Annotated in this window: 16 protein-coding genes and 3 pseudogenes; 4 read left to right on the top strand and 15 right to left on the bottom strand. The window is 51.4% G+C overall.

Annotated features, from left to right (window positions below; translation table 11 throughout):
- Positions 1-321: 321 nt before the first annotated feature.
- Positions 322-672: pseudogene (locus QRY16_RS15485) on the top strand (DUF3147 family protein).
- 683 nt (positions 673-1,355) lie between these two features.
- Here the strand turns inward: QRY16_RS15485 and QRY16_RS15490 are convergent.
- From QRY16_RS15490 to QRY16_RS15530, 9 genes and pseudogenes are all read right to left on the bottom strand, one after another.
- A pseudogene (locus QRY16_RS15490) lies at positions 1,356-2,569 on the bottom strand (IS3 family transposase).
- A 273-nt stretch (positions 2,570-2,842) separates the two neighbouring features.
- On the bottom strand, positions 2,843-3,535 hold the full coding sequence (locus tag QRY16_RS15495; RefSeq protein ID WP_289777238.1) for an amino acid ABC transporter permease: 693 nt from the start codon (positions 3,533-3,535) through the stop codon (positions 2,843-2,845).
- Between the two features lie 16 nt (positions 3,536-3,551).
- Positions 3,552-4,238, bottom strand: coding sequence for an amino acid ABC transporter permease (locus QRY16_RS15500; RefSeq protein WP_202987536.1), 687 nt, complete (start codon positions 4,236-4,238; stop codon positions 3,552-3,554).
- Positions 4,239-4,315: 77 nt separating this feature from the next.
- On the bottom strand, positions 4,316-5,131 hold the full coding sequence (locus tag QRY16_RS15505; protein ID WP_289777239.1) for a transporter substrate-binding domain-containing protein: 816 nt from the start codon (positions 5,129-5,131) through the stop codon (positions 4,316-4,318).
- Between the two features lie 21 nt (positions 5,132-5,152).
- Positions 5,153-5,890 (bottom strand): amino acid ABC transporter ATP-binding protein, encoded by a 738-nt coding sequence (locus QRY16_RS15510; RefSeq protein WP_289777240.1) that lies wholly within the window; start codon positions 5,888-5,890, stop codon positions 5,153-5,155.
- Positions 5,891-5,899: 9 nt separating this feature from the next.
- A complete protein-coding gene (locus tag QRY16_RS15515) occupies positions 5,900-6,466 on the bottom strand; it encodes a peroxidase-related enzyme (RefSeq protein WP_289777241.1) in 567 nt (188 codons plus the stop codon).
- Positions 6,463-6,945, bottom strand: coding sequence for a CMD domain-containing protein (locus QRY16_RS15520; RefSeq protein ID WP_193406565.1), 483 nt, complete (start codon positions 6,943-6,945; stop codon positions 6,463-6,465). Before QRY16_RS15520 ends, QRY16_RS15515 begins: the two co-directional genes overlap by 4 nt.
- On the bottom strand, positions 6,942-8,396 hold the full coding sequence (locus QRY16_RS15525; protein WP_289777242.1) for an NAD(P)-binding domain-containing protein: 1,455 nt from the start codon (positions 8,394-8,396) through the stop codon (positions 6,942-6,944). The genes QRY16_RS15520 and QRY16_RS15525 overlap by 4 nt, the downstream gene beginning before the upstream one ends.
- 372 nt (positions 8,397-8,768) lie before the next feature.
- On the bottom strand, positions 8,769-9,728 hold the full coding sequence (locus QRY16_RS15530) for a LysR family transcriptional regulator (protein WP_193406567.1): 960 nt from the start codon (positions 9,726-9,728) through the stop codon (positions 8,769-8,771).
- Between the two features lie 894 nt (positions 9,729-10,622).
- On the opposite strand from QRY16_RS15530, the gene QRY16_RS22330 reads away from it, so the two are divergent.
- On the top strand, positions 10,623-10,889 hold the full coding sequence (locus QRY16_RS22330; RefSeq protein WP_476738972.1) for a transposase: 267 nt from the start codon (positions 10,623-10,625) through the stop codon (positions 10,887-10,889).
- Entirely contained in the window at positions 10,883-11,404 is a 522-nt protein-coding gene (locus QRY16_RS22335) for a transposase family protein (RefSeq protein WP_496201185.1), read from the top strand. The genes QRY16_RS22330 and QRY16_RS22335 overlap by 7 nt, the downstream gene beginning before the upstream one ends.
- A 97-nt stretch (positions 11,405-11,501) precedes the next feature.
- On the opposite strand, the pseudogene QRY16_RS22340 reads toward QRY16_RS22335, so the two are convergent.
- Positions 11,502-11,549: pseudogene (locus tag QRY16_RS22340) on the bottom strand (hypothetical protein); the annotation flags it as partial.
- On the opposite strand from QRY16_RS22340, the gene QRY16_RS22345 reads away from it, so the two are divergent.
- Positions 11,537-11,710, top strand: coding sequence for an integrase core domain-containing protein (locus QRY16_RS22345; protein WP_476738969.1), 174 nt, complete (start codon positions 11,537-11,539; stop codon positions 11,708-11,710). The pseudogene QRY16_RS22340 and the gene QRY16_RS22345 sit on opposite strands and share 13 nt — an antisense overlap.
- Before the next feature lie 140 nt (positions 11,711-11,850).
- On the opposite strand, the gene QRY16_RS15540 is transcribed toward QRY16_RS22345, so the two are convergent.
- The 5 genes from QRY16_RS15540 to QRY16_RS15560 form a co-directional block, all read right to left on the bottom strand.
- The gene (locus QRY16_RS15540) at positions 11,851-12,822 is read right to left on the bottom strand and encodes a ParB family protein (RefSeq protein WP_289777243.1); all 972 of its coding nucleotides are present in this window, start codon (positions 12,820-12,822) and stop codon (positions 11,851-11,853) included.
- A complete protein-coding gene (locus tag QRY16_RS15545) occupies positions 12,819-14,021 on the bottom strand; it encodes an AAA family ATPase (protein ID WP_289777244.1) in 1,203 nt (400 codons plus the stop codon). The genes QRY16_RS15540 and QRY16_RS15545 overlap by 4 nt, the downstream gene beginning before the upstream one ends.
- Before the next feature lie 1,525 nt (positions 14,022-15,546).
- Positions 15,547-16,863, bottom strand: coding sequence for a TolC family protein (locus QRY16_RS15550; protein WP_289777245.1), 1,317 nt, complete (start codon positions 16,861-16,863; stop codon positions 15,547-15,549).
- A gap of 4 nt (positions 16,864-16,867) precedes the next feature.
- A complete protein-coding gene (locus QRY16_RS15555; RefSeq protein WP_289777246.1) occupies positions 16,868-18,088 on the bottom strand; it encodes a beta-barrel domain-containing protein in 1,221 nt (406 codons plus the stop codon).
- On the bottom strand, positions 18,081-20,306 hold the full coding sequence (locus tag QRY16_RS15560) for a type I secretion system permease/ATPase (protein WP_289777247.1): 2,226 nt from the start codon (positions 20,304-20,306) through the stop codon (positions 18,081-18,083). The genes QRY16_RS15555 and QRY16_RS15560 overlap by 8 nt, the downstream gene beginning before the upstream one ends.
- Between the last annotated feature and the right edge of the window lie 408 nt (positions 20,307-20,714).

A 20,714-nucleotide genomic window follows, 5' to 3' on the forward strand; every position in this document is an offset into this window, starting at 1 on the left:
CCTGGTTAGAGCGTTTCCACCAATACAATACTGGCTTCGCAGTTTAACCCGATACCGTACGCTCAAATACAACGCTAAGATTTTTGCGGATAGATGAAGGGCGGAGCCACTCTGTCACGCCTATGGTCGACATCAGTGAAATATCGACTATCGTGCGCTTAGCGCTGTAAATATGTGACGTACATCATCATAATCTGCCGGCCAAGTGTCGATACATTCCTGGCCAGAGCACAGGTACAATGCCTCTATCAGCAACAGTTTTGACTACACGAAGTCCTGCATAGTTTGCCGTGCTTGCAATAATTATTAATGGGAACAACAATACTCTGGCTTATATCAAAATATGCGATAACTGCTTTTATGGTCGTGTTTATCTCAGAGGTGGCGAAACGCAGCGATCGTGTAGGTGGCCTGGTGGCCGCACTGCCGCTGGTAACCGTTTTGGTGCTTATCTGAATGAAACTGGAAGGGCAGGCGCAGGAGAAAATTTCAGCTCATGCCTGGTACACATTCTGGTACGTTGTGCCAACGCTGCCGATGTTTATCCTGTTTCCATGTCTTTACCAGCGCGCTGGTTTCTGGCTCACGCTGGTAATATCTTGCGCGATAACAGTGGTGCTGTTTGCGCTATGGGCGTTTCTACTGAAGCGGTATGGCATTATCCTAATGTAAGAAAACCAATACTGTGCCTGTCTTAACTTTTGATCGCGCTACGTCAATGCTGGCAGGTATCAACCAGCCATACCCTAAAGCTGAAAAAAGCGCGAAATATCAAAAATAAACCACTTGACCTAAAAACCCCCGACCTACCCCCGATTGATAAATGCACCGAAATGTTAATGATGCCCGCTTTTGACACTTCTCTGACGATGAGTAAAGATCCAGAACGGTTATAAGCGAATAGCCGACCCTGGCGATTCAATGAACTTTCCAGGCGTGGAGGCTTCGAACAGGCCTCGCCTTGAGGACAGATACTGTTTAACGGACCAGGCATATTCCAAAGTTAAAAATTTTAATTATCGGAAATAAGGAGCGCATCTGCTAACGCGCCCCTTATTTCATTACTGCTGGTTAAACCGGTTTTTTCAGGGTTCGGTCACAGTCCTTACGTGTAAAACGGTGCCGTTCATATAATAAATACCCTTAAAAGATACCGGGAGAAGTTTGCGGAGAAGCTTTTTGGGCTGAGCGGACTCAGGCACCTACGCCCTTCATGCCTTCAGGGGAATAACGTTCTCCGGCAATGGGAAGGGCGGACAGGGCTGTTCGCAACTTCTTCAGCTCAGCACAACACAACACAACACAACACAACACAACACAACACAACTGAGCTGAACATCCAGTGCATGTAGTGGTCAAGTAATATTGGCCACGGTTTTACAGTAAAAACGATATCTGTTCTCTGATTCTTCCGGCGTCAGCCCTCCGTTGTAATGGTGAGGCCTGACGCTGTTGTAGTAATTCAGGATATAACCGCTGATTTTTCGCCGGGCTTCGTCCCCGCCTACGTAACCATTCACCGGCACCCATTCTGTTTTCAGACTGCGGAAGAAGCGTTACATGGGACTGTTATCCCAGCAGTTTCCCCGCCGACTGACGCTTTGTTTTATTCTGTAACGCCAGAGAGGTTGTTGATATTTCAGACCGGCATACTGGTTTCCCTGATCGCTATGGAACATGACATCATGCGGTTGACCACGCGTCTCATAGGCCATCCGCAGCGCATCGCTTATCAGTGCGGTATCGGCATTCGCTGACAGACTCCAGCCGATAACCCTGCGGGCAAAAAGATCCATAACAACCGCCAGACAGCATCAGCGATTTCCTGCCCGGATATATGTAATATCTCCGCACCATACCCGGTCTGGCTCTGGTACAGCGAACTGACGCTCAAGCAAATTTGGCAGGCATGTATGTTCCTGACGGAAATTTTTTTACTGATGTTTGCCGGGCTGACAACTGCTCAGGTTCAGATATTTCATCAGACGCCCGGCACGGTAACGGCTCATCGGGACGCCGTTGTGGATCAGCATGTCAGCCAGAGTGCGCGCGCCCGCAGAGCCCCGACTCTGATTCCACGCCCGGCGTATTTCGCTGCACAGCCTGACTCGCGCCGGATTAACCGTATCGCGTCGTTTTCGCCAGTATCGGTAACTGCTGCGGTGTATTCCCAGAGCAGAACACAGGCTGACAACCGTGTGGCTGTCACTCAGTCTGGCAACTATCGTGAACCGTTCAGTGAGTCGGACATCAGGAGCGCGGTAGCCTTTTTTAATATCGTATTCTGTTCCTCCAGGCGGCGAACCTGCTTTTCCAGCTCGCGGATACGTTGCTGGTCTGGAGTAACAGGTGTGGCAGAGGGCGTAATCCCCTGGCGCTCTCGCCTGAGCTGGCGCACCCAGCTCTCAAGCGTGGTAGAACCGACATTCATCGCTTCACTGGCTTGTCGATATGAGTAGCCCTTATCAACAATCAGCTGTGCACATTCCAGCCTGAACCCGGGGGTGAAAGTACGCTTAGTTTTCTTGTTCATTAAGTCACCTGTTTTGTGTTGAGGTGAGAATATCACCTTTAATCAGGTGGCCAAATTTACTGTGCCACTACATTCATAAAACTGGAAGGCCTGGAATTTACAGTCAGGATGCGCCGGTGGACTCATGAGCTTTGACTGGGATACAGCCGCAGGGAATGCAGGACAGGCTAATTTAACCTGGTAACATCAGGATCGGTTCAGCAGAAGACTGAAGCGTACAGGGCGGCCAACAATCGCACGAAATAACATTTAGCACAAACAAAAACGGCAGCCAAACCGGGCTGCCGTTTCATCTCATCACTCACAAACTCAGGTACGTACACGCAAAAACGCTTCAATTTTATCGGCGATTTTGGTCACCACATAGGCAATCACCATATAAAACACCACCGCGATCAGGAACGCTTCCAGGTAATAGAAATTCAGCGCCGCGGTCAGCTGTGCCTGGGCGAAGATATCCACCACCTCGATGGCAAAAGCCAGCGACAACGCTTTCATGATCACCATAAAGGCGTTCGCCAGATCCGGGATCGCCGCCACGATTATCTGCGGGAACATCACGCGGCGGAATAGCTGACCGCCGCTGTAACCGAGCGACAGTGCCGCGTCCGACTGGCCGCTATCGAATGAATTCAGCGCGCCTTTCCACACCTCTGCCTGAAAAGCCGCTGCGCAGGCGCTGAGCGCCACGATGATAATCGCCCAGTTCGGCAGCGAGCGCGCATTGACTTCAACGCCAAACAGCGTGGCAACGAAGTGCAGGGCGGGTGGCAAACCGTAATAGGCCAGGAAGATTACCACCACCATCGGCACGCCTTTGAAGGCAATCTTGTAGGCAATAACCAGCTGGCGCAAAACCGGAATGCGGCGATGCTCGATAAAGGCAAACAGACCGCCGAGCAGCGTCGAGCAGATAAATATCGTCACCGCCATCAGCAACGTCACCGGCACTGCATCGAGCATGCTCCAGAAGTCCGGCAGCAAAACCTCACTATTAAACATGGTTTTTCTCCCTCACTCAGACGCTGGCGGTCAATTTCACGCGCGCCGCTTTCGCGCTGTACTTCGCGTGTCGCTGTTCAAAGAAACGCACAATCAGCCACGCCACCAGGCACAGCAGCGAATAAATAACCGCCAGCACCAGATAAGTACCGAACTGATACTGGTTGTAATCGCGTTCCATAATCAGGTGCGCCGTTGCCATCACATCCGCTGCGCCGATATACATCACCAGCGCCACGTTATGAACCAAATAGATAATGGCGTTGCCGTAGCCTGGCAGCGCAAAGTGCACCGCCTGCGGGCCAACGATGCGCAGCATTTTTTGGCGGAAGCTGTAGCCCATGCTGTCGGCGGCATCGTGCTGGCCGCGTTCGACGGCGAGAAACGCCGGGCGCATGACTTCAGACAAATAGCCGCCGTGATACAGGCTCAGGCCAATCATCGCCGCCACGTTGGCGGTGAAAAAATCGCTCATGCCGAGGTTATCGGTAATCAGCGGCAGGCCGTAAAAGGCGACAAACAGCTGCAGCACCACCGGTACGCTGCGCGCATAGGAAACGTAGAGATCGGCCAGCTGGCTGATCACGGGAATGCGACGCACGCGGAACACGGTAGCGATCAGCGCCAGCACAAAGCCCACCAGCATGGCGACCAGCATTATGCCGAGCGTCAGCGGCAGCGCTGACAACAGCTCAGGAATCATTGCGGAAAGATTCACGGTGAAACACTCCTGCTAATAAGGACAGCATGCGCCGTGCATAACACGGCGCAGTGAATCTGTTACTTCATGTACTTCGTGACGTCTTCGCCGAACCACTTCTGCGCCAGCTTATCCAGCGTGCCGTCGGCTTTCAGCTGTTGCAGTGCGTTGTTGACGTCATTGTTCAGCGCCTGGTTTTCAGCCGAACGGTGAATCAGCACATAGGTGTTGTTGATCGCCACTGGCTCGCTGGTTTTGATCGCCAGCTTCTGGTTGTCGATAACGGTCTGCTCGCCCAGGTTAGATGGCAGGATCAGCGCGTCATATTTGCCGTTCTGTACTTCCTTCAGGCGATCTGGATAAGGCACACCGGCGCTGGAGGCTTTGATGGTAATTTTGTCGTTCGGGTTATCCTGCTGCCACTGAGTCACGAATTTATACACGCCACCGCCTGCGGTAACAGGCACAATATTTTTGCCAACCAGATCTTTCATGCCGTTGATATTGCTATCGCTGCGACTGTAGATCTTCATCAGGCTGGCACCCATCGGCGCATCCGGAATCAGGAACTGTTTGCTGCGTGCAGGCGCTTTGTAATAGCCGCCGGTTGCCATATCGTATTTACCGGTGGCCAGGCCGGTTTCCTGGGCGATATCCGCCGCGCCTTCCATGACAAATTTGTACTGCGGCAGTTTAGCGTTGATGGCTTTCAGTGCGTCCGGCTCGTAGCCCTGCGGCTCGTGACCGATTGCGCCCCACGATAGCGGTTTGGATTCTGCTGCGGTAGCGATTTTGATGGTGCGCACCGCGTCAGCGAAGCTGCTGCCGCTCACCAGCGCGAGGGCAATGATGCCTGGCGCAGCCAGACGACGTAAAGTAGTTTTGATTGCAGGCATGTCATTGATTCCTTTTAATTATTAGAGGACGTGTTCTGTATTGAGGAACTGGGCAAGGCGCGGCAGGGTAGGATTATCGAAAATTTCCGTCGGGCTGCCCTGCGCGGCCACCACGCCCTGATCCATAAATACGATGCGGTTCGACACGCTTTTGGCGAACTGCATCTCATGCGTCACCAGCAGCGAGGTAATGCCGGAGGACGTCACATCTTTAATCACCTTCAGCACCTCGCCCACCAGCTCGGGATCGAGCGATGAGGTAGGTTCATCAAACAGCATCACATCTGGACGTATCGCCAGCGCGCGGGCAATGCCGGTACGCTGCAGCTGACCACCAGAGAGCTGTGACGGATAGTGATCAAGTTTGGCACCGAGCCCCACGCGCTCCAGCTCCTGCACGGCGATATCGCGCGCCTGCTGTTTGCTTTTGAGCTGAACCACCATCAGCGGGTCCATCACGTTTTCCAGCACTGTCATGTTTTTGAATACATTGAACTGCTGAAATACCATGGCGGTGCGCAGACGGATCGCCTGGAGCGCCGCTTTATCCGGTGACTGATAATCCATACGTATCTGATCGAGTTGAATTGTGCCCGCCGACGGCTTTGCCAGGTAGTTGATACAGCGCAGCAGCGTGGTTTTTCCGGTGCCGCTTGGGCCGATGATCGACACCACGTCGCCGCGTTTAACCGACAGATTGACGCCTTTCAGGATCGGATTGTTGCCGTATGACAGAGTAATATTGTTGAGTTCTAACATGGCGTAACCTTACTTATTCAGGTCAGCATGGCCGAGCACATGCATCAGACGGTTGGCCCAGCCAAAGATAGCGATAGCGTGGATCAGATCGACAATCTCCTGATCGTCCATGCCAGCCGCGCGCAGTGCTGCCACATCTTCCGATGTTGCTTCTGATGGCGTCACCGACAGGCGGCGCGCAAAATGGTAGATCGCCGCATCGCGTGCGCCCAGCACATCGGCGCGTTCAAAATAAATCGCACTTACCACCGCGTCGTTCTCTGCCAGCTGTACGTGGCGGCGCGCATGCACCACCGCACAATATTTGCAGCCGTTGACGATCGACGCCCCCAGCGCGCCCAGCTCACGATCGGCTCGATTCAGTCCGCCTTCGACATACATAATGGCGTTGAACAGCGCGGTGCGCGCCACATAGCTTTCTGGATCGTGCACCAGCGCGCGCACGTACTCGGAGATTTTCTTATTAGAAGGCGTAACCTTCATGGCATCCAGCTGAGCTGGCGTTGCAGCTTCCACTTCAACCGGCTCGATATACGGATGCCAGTGCAATGGCTTGAGACTGACTGACGGAATCATGCGGACCTCAGTAAACGTAAGCCAGCCGCCACGCGCGTCTGGAAGTTAACAAACGCAATCAACTCCGACAACGCAACGATTTGCGGATGGGTGAGTCCGGCCTGTTCCAGCAGGCGGATATGATGCTCTGTGGCCTGCATCGGCTGCTGAGTAATTAAATCGGTGTGGCGTGCGATGGTCGCCAGCGGTTCGCCTGCAGGCACTGCGCCTTCTGCCAGTGCCTGCAGCTCCGCAGACGGCTGATGCTGCGCCAGCTGCGCCTGATAATCGCGCTGCAGCCCGGCATCATCATTAAGCTTTGCCATACGCAGTGCCAGCGCCAGACGCAACCCGGTTGCTAAACTCTGGTCTTCCGCTGGCGTCAGTACCGACTGACGGCACTGCTCGGCACCGTCCACAAACTCCGGACGCAGGCGGCGCGTCTGGTACAGTGCATCCTGGGGTGTCAGCCCTGCGGCTTGATCAATGGCGTCGCTCACAACGCGTTCTCCTGTTTCAGTAAAGGGGTAGCGTCCACCCATTCATCGCCCTGTAGTTCAGGGGTGGCAAAATCTTGCAGGCTGGCGTAGTGCTGCTCAACGTCTTCGCTAAACAGCGATGCGGTGATGCCGCGCACCAGGCGATCGGCCCCGGCACTGACCGCCGGAATATCGCCGGATACCTTGCCGTGTGTCAGCATCGCGGCATCGTTAAAGCAGTAAATGTGTGCCAGTATCGGACATGCGCCCGGCGTGCGTTCGCGGAATTCAAATGCCGGGCCGAGATCCGGTGCTTCCAGCATGCTCTGACGCGCCGGTCCCATAATCGGCTGATAGCGACCATCGGCCCAGCTGCGAATATGTGGCGCAATGGCCGCAAATTCCGGACGGCCGTTAAAATCGTTGGTGAAGCCGGTGGCGGCAATCAGATAGTCGTAGTGCAGCGCGCCCTGGGTAGTTTCGATTAGCAAGCCGTTTTCCTGCTGCTGCACGGCTTTGATGCCGCAGTCGAGGAAGAAACGCGCATTAGCGTGACGAGATACGCGCAGCGTTGAAGCGCGCGGCGGCGGCGTTTGCGTAGTCGCAGTGTAATCGACAAATTTCCATTTCCACGCGTCCGGCAGCTGATGCATGCCGTGTATCACGCCCTGACTGCCGATGCCGGTCATTTTGTTAATGCGCGGCATCTCTTTGCGGCGAATCAGCAGGTCAACCGCCGCAGCGCCGTATTCCAGTGCGGTGGCGGCGTTATCCATTGATGACGCGCCTGCGCCAATCACCGCCACGCGTTTGCCGCGCAGCGCGTCGAAATCGATGTTATCGGCAGAGTGCGCCCAGAAGCGGCGATCAACCTTGCTCAGGAAATCCGGTACGGCAAAACCGCCCAGCCCGGAGCGCCCGGTCGCTAGCACCAGCCGCCGGGAATAGACGCGGCCGGTTTCTGCGCCGCTCAGGTCGAGGGCGATCAGCTCACCCACCTGCGCAATACCCGTGACGCGTACATTGTTATGCACCGGCAGGTTCAGCACCTTGCGATACCAAATCAGATAATCCATCCACTGATCTTTAGGGATCTTATCCAGCGCCTGCCACGCGGCTTTGCCCCATTGCGCGGTAAACCACGCGCGGAAGGTCAGCTGCGCCAGACCGAGCGCCGGACCATGCAGATTTTTCGGTGAACGCAGGGTTTCCATGCGCGCAAAGGTCACCCACGGGCCTTCCCGCCCGGCGGGCGCGGCATCATACGCCACTACGTTGCTGATGCCGGTGAGTTGCAGCCTGGCCAGTGCCGCCAGACCACACATGCCTGCGCCAAGGACCACGACGTCGCGCACCGACTCGCCATTATAAGTGTGCGCAGGCACCCAAGATTTGGCGGGCAGTTCGAGGTATTCCAGATCCTGCTGCAGCTGGGCTTCCAGCGCGGCAAGGCCGTCGGCAGCTTGTGTCATATCAGTATCCCTGGTGTCAGCGGCAGCCAGAGGGCTGTCTAAATGACTAATGCGTAGAGTATTAACTCTGCTTCTTAGTATTCTTAAAATGCATATTCACAGGTTAATAATCATTATTACGCATAGTAAGAGTTAAGGCTTTGCATCTTCCTCCTGGCCTGAAAAGGAGTCAATAATCGCGCTCAGCTTTTAATCAATGGATTTCTTATATGTTATGCAGAAATTGATATAAGCGTTGATATAGCAGGATTTTTTGCATGCCGGGTAGGCATTAATGCGCACCCTACAATAATGTACAGATGTAGTCGGGTCACCTTTGATGGCGACCAGGTGGATAGTCACGATGTGATATTCAACGATTTGCAGCGTCACTCAAACCTGATTAATCAGTCGCATAACGCGTGGATGCTCGCTGGCAGCCAGACATTCAAAGTCCGGCAGCAGCTCGGCGGCGGCGTTCGACAGCGCTTCCGTCAGCGCCTGCACGGCAGTGGAGATTTGTCGCCCCTGCGGCGTAATCACGCCAAAGTAATAGGGGATCTCTTCTTCCAGAGAGCGAATCGCGACGCCCGTCAGCGGCATACCCCAGGCCGTAACCGGCTCGAGGATCGCCACGCCCAGTCCGGCGCGCACGCAGCCGAGGATATTGGCCGAAGAGTTGGTTTCAATGGTTTCCAGCAGGGGTGCCTTGACCTTTTTCAGTGCTTTTTCATAGCGCCCACGCAGCCGCTGCGGGCTCCACGGCGCAATCAAACGGCGTCCGGCCAGCTGGCTGAGCGACAGCTGCGCCTGTGCCACCAGTTCGTCGTTCTCAGGCAGCGCCACAACACAGCGCGACTGGCCAATCCAGTGCAACTCTACGGCATGATGCTCCAGCGGCAGGCTGCACAGGCCAAGATCGGCTTCGGCGGTAATCACCGCATGCGCAGTCTGCTCCGCGGATTCACTGATGATTTGCACTTTGTTCTGTAGATCGAGCGCGGCCAGCGCCTGCGGCAGTAAACCGGCGGCCAGCGCGGGCGTCGCGGCGATAATGAGCGGACGGTGCTGCTGGTGCGCTATCTCCTGCGCGCGCAGGCGAATCTGCTGCAATGACAGCAAGGCTTTTTGTACGTATTGATGCAGTTGCAGCGCCTGTTCAGAAGGATGGATGCGCGGGCCATTACGGATAAATAGCGGATAACCGAGCGACTGTTCCAGTTCCTGGATCTGACGTGACACCACCGGCTGCGATCGGTTGAGCGTTTTGGCCGCTGCCGTCACGCTGCCCGTCGCAATTACCGCCGAGAAGGCTTCCAACTGGCGCAAATCAAGGTCGTTTAATAAGGTCATCGCGTGGTGCTTCCCTGAGTTCTAATCGGTCCCGACATTGACACGGGAAAAAGCCATCATAGAGAGAGTCGCGTGAATTCGCTACTGCGCGGTGTACGGCTGCGGAAGGGCGGGGCTGCCCCTATATCCGCGATTCTGGTGCTCGCGGTAATGCAGGGAGCGTGATAGCTTTGGGTATACGAACGACAGTGATTTTCTGAAGTAGTCTGCAAGGCATCTAATCCAGAGGAATGATCTATGAAGTTATCCACTCAATATCTGATCACGCCCGGACTCGGGATCATTCAGTTATCTATTGAGCTGTTTTGAACAGTAATTTTTTCACCTGATGTTGTCAAGACTCGAAATTTGACCCGTATTTTATTCCGCCTGTTAAATACCGATGGTCTAATGGTCGTGCGGAAGCCAAATTACTTGCATGATCAGGTACAAACATCGTTTTCACCGATCTCGACGAGACCAACGACATATCAGCGGCTGAAGCATTCTGAGACCAGGTGATTTTCGTCCGCCATGATGTTTCCTCGGCGTCAGATTGGGAGCGAGTTATCGCGACCACTATCCCAGTGATCGGGTACATCAGTCCTGGTTACGGAAAGTCGTATCGTTGGCGAAAGAGGCTGACAACCGACGCCGATACTGTGTCGGAAAACAGAATATTATTCTATCGAAAGCTGTTCCGAAAAGATTTCGGTCTCATAATCCGACTGAGAGAGAGTATCTGGCTTCGAAAAGTACAAACCAGGGATAATTTTAACCGGGCAATACCGGCTCATTATGCATAAAGAGAAAAAATGACTATGAAATATGTCAGTGAAATGAAAGGTAATCCTCCCGAAAATCCGGTGTGTTGATAGGTAGAATTTTCTCGTAATCTGAACCGGGGAGATACCTATGAAAAAATCACGTTTTACTGACAGCCAGATCATGTCCATCCTGAAACAAGCCGAGGCCGGAACGCCAGTGGCTGAACTGTGCCGCGAACACGGCATGAGCAGTGCCAGCTTCTACAAATGGCGCTCGCGCTATGGCGGGACGGATGCCTCCATGATGGCCCGCCTGAAAGAGCCGGAAGACGAAAACCGCCGCCTCAAAAAAATGTATGCCGAAGAACGCTTTAAAGCGGAAATCATTCAGGAGGCCATGGCAAAAAAGTGGTGAAGCCATCGCACCGAAAGCAGATGGCACAGGACGCGGTCAGAAGCCGAAGCGTCAGTATACGTTTTGCCTGCCCGTTGTTTGTTGTCAGCGAAAGTTGCTGTCGCTATCAGCCTCAGATGAATGAAGAAAATACCGTCATTGCCGACTGGCTGCTTCGCATCACTGACAGCCAGCGCAACTGGGGATTTGGCCTGTGCTTTTTGTACCTGCGTAACGTAAAAGGCTTCCGGTTCAACCACAAAAGGGTGTACCGAATTTACTGCGAGTTGTCGCTGAATATGCGAATAAGGCCGAAAAAACGACTGAAGCGGGATAAGCCCGAACCGCTGGCGGTGCCTGAAAACAGCAATGAATGCTGGTCAATGGGCTTCATGCATGATCAGCTGTCGGATGGTCGTTCTGTCCGTTTACTGAATGTTATCGATGATTTTAATCGTGAGGCACTGGCCATTGAGGTGGATTTTTCCCTGCCGGCAAGTCGGGTAGTCAGGACGCTGGCTCAACTCATTGAATAGAAGGGAAAACCAGCAGCCATTCGGGGTGATAACGGGCCATAATACACAGGTAAGCTACTGATGTCATGGGCGGAACGGCAGAATATAGTGCTTCACTTTATTCAGCCCGGAAAACCTCAGCAGAACGCTTATATTGAGCGATATAACCGGACGGTGCGTTATGACTGGCTGGGGCAGTATCTGTTTTCCTCACTGGATGAATTGCAGGACTATGCCACGCGGTGGCAATGGTTTTATAATCACGAGCGTCCGAATATGGCGTTAAATGGCTACACGCCGATGCAGCATATTCAGCGCATAGCCTGATTCTACTTATTGCCTCCGTTAAAAATGGGGAGATTACCGAAGAGGTTATGAAATTAGGCAGCAAAAAACCGGCAAATAGCCGGTTTGTTTAAAACATCGAGTGAAAGCAGAAGAAAAAATAATTTCCGCTCCTGTTAGCTTTACTTTATCGTCCCCAGTATTTCCCTGATTGACGCGTCAATTTTCTCGGCGATCTCTTTTGGTAAACGACTAAATTCATATTGTACTGTGCGCTTCTCGTCATTTGTCTTACGGCGCGCATAAGTATTTGCGGTACTAAAGGTGGCCAGTTTTTCTGTGACCGTTTTGTTGGTCGGTACGGAAACTTTTAGCTGACGCTTTGCGGATTTAAAGAGACCAAGGATCATCGCTTTCTTTTCGTCAGTATTGGTGCTCACTGGCAGCTCAGCTTCAGTGATTTTTTTCTGAATCTGAGCAGCAACATCGTTTACCTCAACAGCTTCGGCTTTGGCTTCTTCCCAGACATCCAGTAACAACTGGTAGTCTTGTAGCGTCAACTCTGAAACCACCGGGAACATCTCAATGAATTCAGCCGGAACCGCGGCAGCCTGGAAAGCACGCGTCACTTTGGCGTTCGAGATACCCTCAGCTTTGGCAATCTCACTCTTGTTCATGCCTCCTTCATTCATCAGCTTAAAGCGCAACCCTAGCTCTCGTAAGTTGTGCTCTTTTGCCGTCTGAATGTCGGCAGCAAGCTGGCGGGCGTCACTCATATCCAGTTCGTCGGCGGTTACTAATACTTCAAGGCTGGCACCGGAGAACAGGCATGCAGCGCGACGACGCGAGCCATCCATAATTTCGATGCGATTACCCTTGATACGGCCTATCGCTGGGAAAAACTGCTGCAGCGTGATAGTACGCGTAATGTCTTTAACCGATTCCGCGGTCAATGTGCTCTGGTCACGCCCATTAATCTGTGGATCGACATAGGTTTTCGCTTCTATATCATGATGCGGGATCAACTGGCGGACAAAAGTCGCCGTTTTTTTCGATTTCAGCGTAAACACGCGCGAATGGTTGTTGCTATCAATGATGCTGGCAATAGCGGACTCGCCAAGGGTACGTCCGATGCGCTGTATAGGCTTGCTCACAGGGTGCTCCTGATATATTCAATACGATCAAAAACAGCCCGAGAGAACTGCTCAGCTTCATGTTTAGCTTTACGTAACGCATCAGCGCTACCGGGATAAGATGACGGATTGGCGCTAATAACCGTATCAAAGGATTCGCCACAGCGCTCAAAACCGTCCAGTCGCGGCAAACTACAATCAAGCATGGATTTGGTAAAAACTTCGCGGGCATAGCTTTGAGAAGTCAGATGGTCATGCTTCGATGTCATCTTCGACATAAAGCCGATATTGCCTTTTAAACGCGGTTCCACGCCTTCTGATTCGATACGCTCCAGCATTTCTGGTAAGCGCGTCAAATATTTCATTGTTGAATGGAAATCGACCTGGGCAGGCGGTGTTGGCGTCAGTAATACATCGCTGGCAGCAATTGCATTGAGCATAAACGCGTCAAGATGTGGCCCTGTATCAAGGAAGATGAAGTCATAATCCCCTGCCAGCCGATCGATAACGTTACGCCGTAATACATCCGAAGGCGCGACGCCGGGAAGATGCTTCGCTACCAGCTCTTCCCAGTCACTCGCCACAAAGCCATCGTCGATGGAAGCAGGTATGACATCAACGCCAGGCATAACGGTCGGCTTAATAAACTGACTGCGCAATTGTTCTGTATCGAGATCATTAAGCATGGCTTGTGCAGCCGTCTCTAACACCGAGCCGATGCTATTGGTGTGACTCAAAAACATCGTGCTTGATGCCTGCGGATCGAGATCAATCACCAGAATACGCAAATCATTGTGCAGCATCGCCGGATGCGCGCGCATACCATGCGCCAGCGTTACGGTGCTAACCGTTTTGGACACACCCCCTTTCAGGCTCACCACAAAGACCACAAACGGGCCTTCATGTTTATCACGATATTTTGGCACTTTACGGTGTTGATATATATCGACGATATTCTGGATAGTCAGAGCGTATTGTGAAGTGCTGCCGGTTTGCCGCTTTCCAAACTGATACCCGGCCTCTTCCATGTCATTAATTGCCGCTACGACAGCGTGTTTACTCAGTAACGGCATATTGGCAACAGCATTGCGAGAAAACGTTTGGTAAAAGCCTGTCTGATTAAATTCCTGTCGCTGCTGTTCAATATGACTGCTTAATCCATGTAGCATGGAATTAGCTCGCGTAGCCATTTCTAGCACACCACCATAATCACGCTTCATATTCGCCTCATCGATAAATTTTTCCGCATACTACACAAAAAGCCGTTATCTGCCAATTTCTCAGAAAAAAACTAAAAAATTGGATTTTTCTCAAGCAGGTGAGCTTAATTACTCAATACGGATGGATGGATTAGGCTGGATAAATAAGCAGGAATATTCATACATACCTTATCTGTCCGAAAAGGCTGTAATTTTTATAGTTTGTATTTCATTATTCTCTGTCGCCTTAAGGCTGTCATAAGAATCTGTCTAAAAATCTATCAATAATCTAATTTTCTGTGTCTATTAATAGTTATTTAGCACGGTCTCGTCTATTCGCTTGATTTTCTATTTATTACTTCAGCAAGCGTTATAAGCGTAGTTCCACGTTATAGCGGTATTTAGATTACAATCCTGCATCAGGACAACTGACCACATTACATTCGCAAAAACGGTTCAAGCCATGGTGTTTTCAGCATGAAAATTTTTTCAAAATCATTATAAATCATCTAGTTGAGGATGAAAATATTTGGTGAAAACTTCCCGACAGTGCCAGCCTGAACGCGAAGTGATGTTATCAGAAAAGACGAAATAGAGTGGTGAAAGTCAGATATGACATCTGTTTATCTTCAACGAACTTTTCAGAGACAACAGGCCGTTATAAATCGATCACCCAGATCGCGCACCCCGTGCTTTACGTCTGGGGAACTCTATTAATCCGTGAAATCTGTTTTATATGATTTAGTCAACTGCAAAGGGCGTTAGCATTTAATATTTTCTGAGTTTACAAAAATAGCGTTCAGCTTTTTGATTTCTCAAAGCAGTAGGCTTATAAGCACGACGTGTTGGTTAGTCTGTTCGATATGTACAAACATCAAACTTAGAGTGTTTTATAAACCGGTTATATCTTCAATGAGTTAATGAGCAAGGGCATATATCATTATGTTCCCTTCAGCGCTTCAGTAACGTTTCTCAACGCTTCATATGGAAAACAGGGTGTTTTCATCGTGAAAATTACAAAAAAATATTATTTATTCATATAGTTAAAGGTAATTCTTGCTGGTGAAATTCTTTGAAAGCCAACAGGTTGAATCACGGTATAAGATGGGAATTAGCGTTCAGGTTTTTTAAAAAGAACATACCCTCTGCATGGATGGCTTCCTTGAGCCGTAATAATCTACAGCCTGCTGCCAGCTGCATAATGATTTTCCCCGTTACGTTTAAAACAGGAAAAACCCGATGCGTTCAGCCTTGATACACAAGCTCCTCTGATCGGCGTCATATTACTCAGCATATGGAAGAGGGTGATGTGTCCCCAGCAGAGCTGTTTTATCTGCTGTTTGCAAAAAAACAATCAGGCCCGAATTTCAGCGAACTGATCACATCAATGCGACAGCGCCAGGCAACGCTTCTGTCAGTATTGACTAACGACGCTTTGTTTACACGGGCCGACTAAAATTCGTTTAGCCATTTAATATAATGCGGTGTATATGCCGGGAGGGCAGAAAAAACACCCAAGCCATAGTCTCAGGTGTTTATCAGGGATCTAGCGGGGATGGATATTAAGCCATTCGAACAGCATATTGGCCATGGCGATAAGCGTAATATTATTGCTGTAAACATCATGCTCAGCATTAACGGCGGCAATATGGTTGTTGTAGCGGTCGTTTTCGGCGGTCAGCACATCCAGCAGGGTTCTTTTTCCCAGGCGTAACCACTGTTCGTAATAAATCTTACTCACCTTGTCCGTCTCCTGGCTGAGCTTTTTATACTCCCGCGCCTGCATTTCGGCGGTATCCCGACTCAGAGTCAGGTTCTTTATCTGGTACTCCATATCCATACGCGACTGGGTATATTGCGACTTACTGGCCGAAGCACGAGCGGAAGAGGCCAGAATGGCCGCTTTGTCAGAGCCACCAGAAAAAATATTCCACTGCACATTTACCCCGGTGTACCACTGCTCATCGTTGCCATAGCTGTCTTTAGCCGTATTTTTAGAGACAACCCAGTTGATTTGCGGAAGGCTACCCGCCTTAACGGCGGCAGCCTGATGTTCCGCCGCGCTGCTCTCAGCCTGTGCTTTTAGCAGCGAAGGGTGGTTCGCCAGTCGGCTCATCACCAGCGAAGGAAGAATCGGGCGCATGGTCCAGTCGAACTTTTTCGGGAGCGTAACGGGCTGGCCAGTCAGACGAGAAAGTTTTATTTCCGACTGTCTGAGCTGCTCCCGGACTCTTTGCAACGCGGTTTCGGCCGCTAATAGCTTCGCTCTGGCCTGCACCAGCTCGCTGTATCTTCCCCTATCCGTTTTAGTAATTTCGTTCAGCATATTCACCAGCTCGCGCATGCGCTCGACGTAGCGCAGCGTAATGTCCTGATTCTGCCGGTAGCGACTGAGATCAATTAATTCGTTGACCGTGCTGTAGGCGATTTGCTGGCGGGTATAGTTATATTGATGCACAGACGCTTTGGCCTGCTGCGTCGCACCGTCTATGCTTTCGCTGTTTCTGCCCCAGTCGAAAAGGGTGGTTGTAACGCTTACCGCAAGGCTACTGTCCCCAGGACGCCGTTGTCCAGGCGCAGCCCCGCTACCAAAAGAGGCCATCGGCGCGGTAGTGCCCAGCTGTACCTGCGGCCAGCGCTGCCCTTTAACCTGATCGATGTCATAATGCGCCGCGCTGCTGTCTGCATCCGCGACTTTAATTTCAGGGCTGTAGGCCAGTGCCTGGTTAATCGTCTGTTCAAGATAGGCGCGGGTACTGCCGCGAATAAGATCGTCTTTGCGTTTCAAATCGCCTGTCGCCAGCGAGGCGGCACAGTCGAAGCTTATCGCCAGTAAACTTATGATAAAAATGTTCCTTCGCATTGCATTATCTCTCCCTGAATGCTTCACGCGCTTTTAAAACCGGCTTGAGCAGGTAGGACAGGATCGTTTTTTCACCTGTTTTGATTTCCACGCTTGCCGTCATCCCTGGAATAATAGGGAAGCTCTTGTCTTTGACATGTAAATCCGATCCGTGCGTCCTGATATAGACCCGGTAGTAGGTCGCATCCTCGCGTCCAGAACGGGCTTTGGTTTCATCGATAATAGTGTCGGGACTGATGCTCTCGATAACGCCGCTAAGACCGCCATAGATGGCAAAATCGTAGGCAGAGATTTTTACCGTGGCTGGCAGACCAGGGTGCAGGAAAGCGACTTCTGAAGGTTTGATCTTCGTTTCCAGTAGCAGATTATCTTCTGAAGGAATAAGCGACATAATCTGGGTGCCGCGTGAGATAACCCCATCAATGGTGGTGGCTTTAATGCTGTTAATCGTGCCTCTTACCGGTGCTGTAATCAGGGCGTGTTTTATCACGTCCTTGCGTCCAACCAGCCGTGCTTCAGCCTGCGTTAAATCCGACTCCAGGCGGGTAAGCTCGCTGTTAGCCTCGGAATGGTATTTATTGGTGCGATCCGCAATCTGCAGGCGGAGATCGTTAGCCTGACGCCGCAGACGCAGGATTTCCATATCCGAAATCAGACCACGTTTCGCCAGTGGCTCTGAAAGGTTGACCTCTTGTTCGGCGAGTTTCAGGTTGTTCGACAGCGCATTGATACTCTCATCCAACAGTTTGCGCCGCGTCTGATACGCTTTGGTTTCATCCTGAACGATGGTATGAAAGTCCTGAATTTCCTGCGGAAAGATCAGCAGTAGATCATAGGCTTCCGCGCGCGCACGTGAGATAGCACCTTTAAGGCTGTACGTTTTCGATAACTCTTCCTGGTAGCTCGCTTCCGCACGGGTGGAATCCAGCTTAAGCAATGGCTGCCCCTTTTCCACCAGATCGCCTTCTTTAACAAACAGCGTCTCCAGCGTGCCGTCTTCAAAGCTTTCAATGATCTGTTCATGGCTGGCGGGGATCACTTTGGCATCGCCTTTGGTTACCTCTTCAACGCGGGCAAAATGGGACCACACCAGCGCTGAGATAACGATAACCACAATCAGCCAGAGAACGGCCATGCTCCTTGGGTGCTTTTGCATCACAATCGCGTTTTGCAGATCATCCAGAAACTGCATATCTGCAGACTGCATTTTAGGTTGTTTACGCATTGGCAGCAGCCTCCTGGTTACCCGCCACTCCGGAAGCGGAGCGGACAGCGTTTTGCACGGCGGTAGCCTTGCGCGGTGGCTGGCGCAACTTCGCCATAATGACGTCCTTCGCACCGTCCGCCAGGATTTTTCCATCCTCCAGCACGATGATGCGGTCAACCAGTTCCAGCACTGCCGTGCGATGAGTCACGATCACCAGCGTTTTATCCTGAACGACCTTCTTTAGCTGGCCAATAAATAGCGCTTCGGAAGCTGTATCCATCGAGCTTGTCGGCTCATCCATTAATAAGATGGTGGGATCCAGTAATAAGCATCTGGCCAGTGACACCTGCTGGCGCTGCCCACCTGAAAGCCCTTGTCCCATTTCGCCAATCGGCATATCGTAGCCTGCCGGATGGCGGCGAGAGAGAGCATCAATTCCCGTCAGCCGCGCCACCTCAAGGAAGCGCTCCGTGCTGACAGCAGGATTTCCTATCACGATGTTATGGCGTAATGTCCCCTGAAATAACCGATTGTCCTGACATACGTAGCCGCAGGCAGAGCGCCAGTCGGCCGGATCTATCTGATTAACATCCAGCCCGTCCATGGTCATTTGCCCTTGGGTTGGCAAATAGAGACGCGCCAGGATTTTTAACAGCGTCGATTTACCGCTGCCAATGCTGCCTAAGATCGCGACCCGCTCGCCGGGACGGATTTGCAGATTCAGGTCGTGCAGAATGTGTTGCGGATCCTGAATGCCCGTTTTGGGGTAATGAAAGCCAGCCTGATTCAGCTTAATTTCCCCTTTCAGTGGCGGCGTCGGTAAGAAATGGGCCTGCTTATCGCGCTCCGTGGGCATCGCCATAAGCTGATTCAGGGAAGTTAATGCGGTTTTAGCCTGCTGAAAGCGAATCGCCAGATTGACCACTGCCGCCAGCGGCGACAGCGAGCGCCCGGAAAGAATCACCATCCCAACCAGCGCCCCCATTGTCAGTTCCCCTGCATGGATAAGGTACACGCCCCACAGCACGATAAGCACCGTGCATACCTGCTGGACGTAGCTGACAAAGTTGCTGGTCAGGCTCGACAGATAGCGCGTTTTCATTGATGAAGCAGCGGCGAGGGCGCTGAAGTCGTCCCAGCGTTTTTGCATTACTCCTTCACCTTTTGCCGCCTTAAGCGTTTCAAGGCCCACAATGGTTTCGATAACGAGGCCCTGCTTCTGCGAGATTTCGCTGATGTTTTCCTTCATATAGCGCGACAGCGGCCACTGAATAACAATCCCGGCAATAATGATGACCGGTACTGCCAGCATCGGAATAATGACCAGCTGGCCGCCGATCATGAACATCACGCTCAGAAAGAGCAGGCAGAAGGGGAGATCAGAGAGCGTAGCAAGCGTCGCCGAAGAGAGAAAATCCCGGACGGATTCAAACTCGCGCAGCTGGTTGGCGAATGAACCGGCCGACCGGGGTTTGCACTCCATTCTGATGGCCAGGGTCTTGCGAAACAGGCGTGAGCCGACGAGAAGATCGGCTTTTTTCCCGGCGCTATCCACCAGATATGTTCTGATTTGTCGGGAAATAAATTCAAAGCTAATAGCGATGAGTACACCAATCGCCAGTGACCACAGCGTGGCATAAGCGCCTGTAGGCACCACCCGGTCATAAACGTTCATGGTAAAAAAAGTAGTCGACAGTGTCAGAATGTTTGCCAGCAGCGCTGCCAGAGCGGCGCTATAAAAGTACTGCCGGTAGCGCCAGAGGTTAGAAAACAACCAGTGCCCCGCCTGAGAAGCATCGGGTAAAATATCGTCATCTGCTCTGGCTGTTCGCGTGACCCTGGTCTTCGAGAACAGGGCGAATCCGGCGTAACATTCGGTCAGTTCCTTGCCAGTGAGATGGCGAGCTTCCTCTTCAGTGGGTTCCAGCAGCGAGAAGTGCTCGCCGTCTCTGCCAAGCAGAATGGCATATTCTCCAGTAGCAGTCGGGATAATGACGGGGAAAAGGGAGTCTGCAACACTTAACAAATCTCTTTTCATCCATCCGGCATGAATCCCCACCTGCTCTAACATCCTTACGGCAATATCCGGCGTTAATTTCTCGCCTCTTGGCAATCCTGCATGGAGCACATCCTGGCTCACCGACTTTCCGTGTTTGTTAACTATCCAGACGACCGCATTAAGCAGGGTATCCTTCCCCGCAGGTGCAGACGAGTGCGTACTGTTATTGTCTTTCATAATGGGATTTTCGAATCTCTGAAGGTTAGTAATTCCGTTACCTTTATTTATGTGGCAACCCTGGTATTTCTGGTTTAAAGAAGAAATAACATTATTAATTTTTTTTATTTAGGTGATTCATCTCATTATTGTTGAGAACTTTCTTTTTTATTTTTACGGAAAATAAAAGAGCGTTATATCCAGTGAAAGATGATGATGCTCAATATTTAACCTTAATTTACACCTCGTAATTCCGGCCGGAGAAATAATTAGCGTAAAGCAGGGTAATAATATAAACAATTAATCCAAGTGATTAATTCATGATTTCATCATTACGACCATAAAAAAATAAATTTACCCCTTTAAAATTAAATAGATAAACAATTATTTACATATATAGCCTCTCTGTTTACCTGATTTTAATAAGGG

This window comes from Mixta mediterraneensis, assembly GCF_030283135.1.
GTDB classification, from domain to species: Bacteria; Pseudomonadota; Gammaproteobacteria; order Enterobacterales; family Enterobacteriaceae; genus Pantoea; species Pantoea mediterraneensis.

Coding starts and splice junctions, on each gene's coding strand:
- QRY16_RS15495 (WP_289777238.1), bottom strand. CDS start 3,535: ATGTTTAATAGTGAGGTTTTGCTGCCGGACTTCTGGAGCATGCTCGAT.
- QRY16_RS15500 (WP_202987536.1), bottom strand. CDS start 4,238: ATGATTCCTGAGCTGTTGTCAGCGCTGCCGCTGACGCTCGGCATAATG.
- QRY16_RS15505 (WP_289777239.1), bottom strand. CDS start 5,131: ATGCCTGCAATCAAAACTACTTTACGTCGTCTGGCTGCGCCAGGCATC.
- QRY16_RS15510 (WP_289777240.1), bottom strand. CDS start 5,890: ATGTTAGAACTCAACAATATTACTCTGTCATACGGCAACAATCCGATC.
- QRY16_RS15515 (WP_289777241.1), bottom strand. CDS start 6,466: ATGATTCCGTCAGTCAGTCTCAAGCCATTGCACTGGCATCCGTATATC.
- QRY16_RS15525 (WP_289777242.1), bottom strand. CDS start 8,396: ATGACACAAGCTGCCGACGGCCTTGCCGCGCTGGAAGCCCAGCTGCAG.
- QRY16_RS15530 (WP_193406567.1), bottom strand. CDS start 9,728: ATGACCTTATTAAACGACCTTGATTTGCGCCAGTTGGAAGCCTTCTCG.
- QRY16_RS22330 (WP_476738972.1), top strand. CDS start 10,623: ATGAAAAAATCACGTTTTACTGACAGCCAGATCATGTCCATCCTGAAA.
- QRY16_RS15545 (WP_289777244.1), bottom strand. CDS start 14,021: ATGAAGCGTGATTATGGTGGTGTGCTAGAAATGGCTACGCGAGCTAAT.
- QRY16_RS15550 (WP_289777245.1), bottom strand. CDS start 16,863: ATGCGAAGGAACATTTTTATCATAAGTTTACTGGCGATAAGCTTCGAC.
- QRY16_RS15555 (WP_289777246.1), bottom strand. CDS start 18,088: ATGCGTAAACAACCTAAAATGCAGTCTGCAGATATGCAGTTTCTGGAT.
- QRY16_RS15560 (WP_289777247.1), bottom strand. CDS start 20,306: ATGAAAGACAATAACAGTACGCACTCGTCTGCACCTGCGGGGAAGGAT.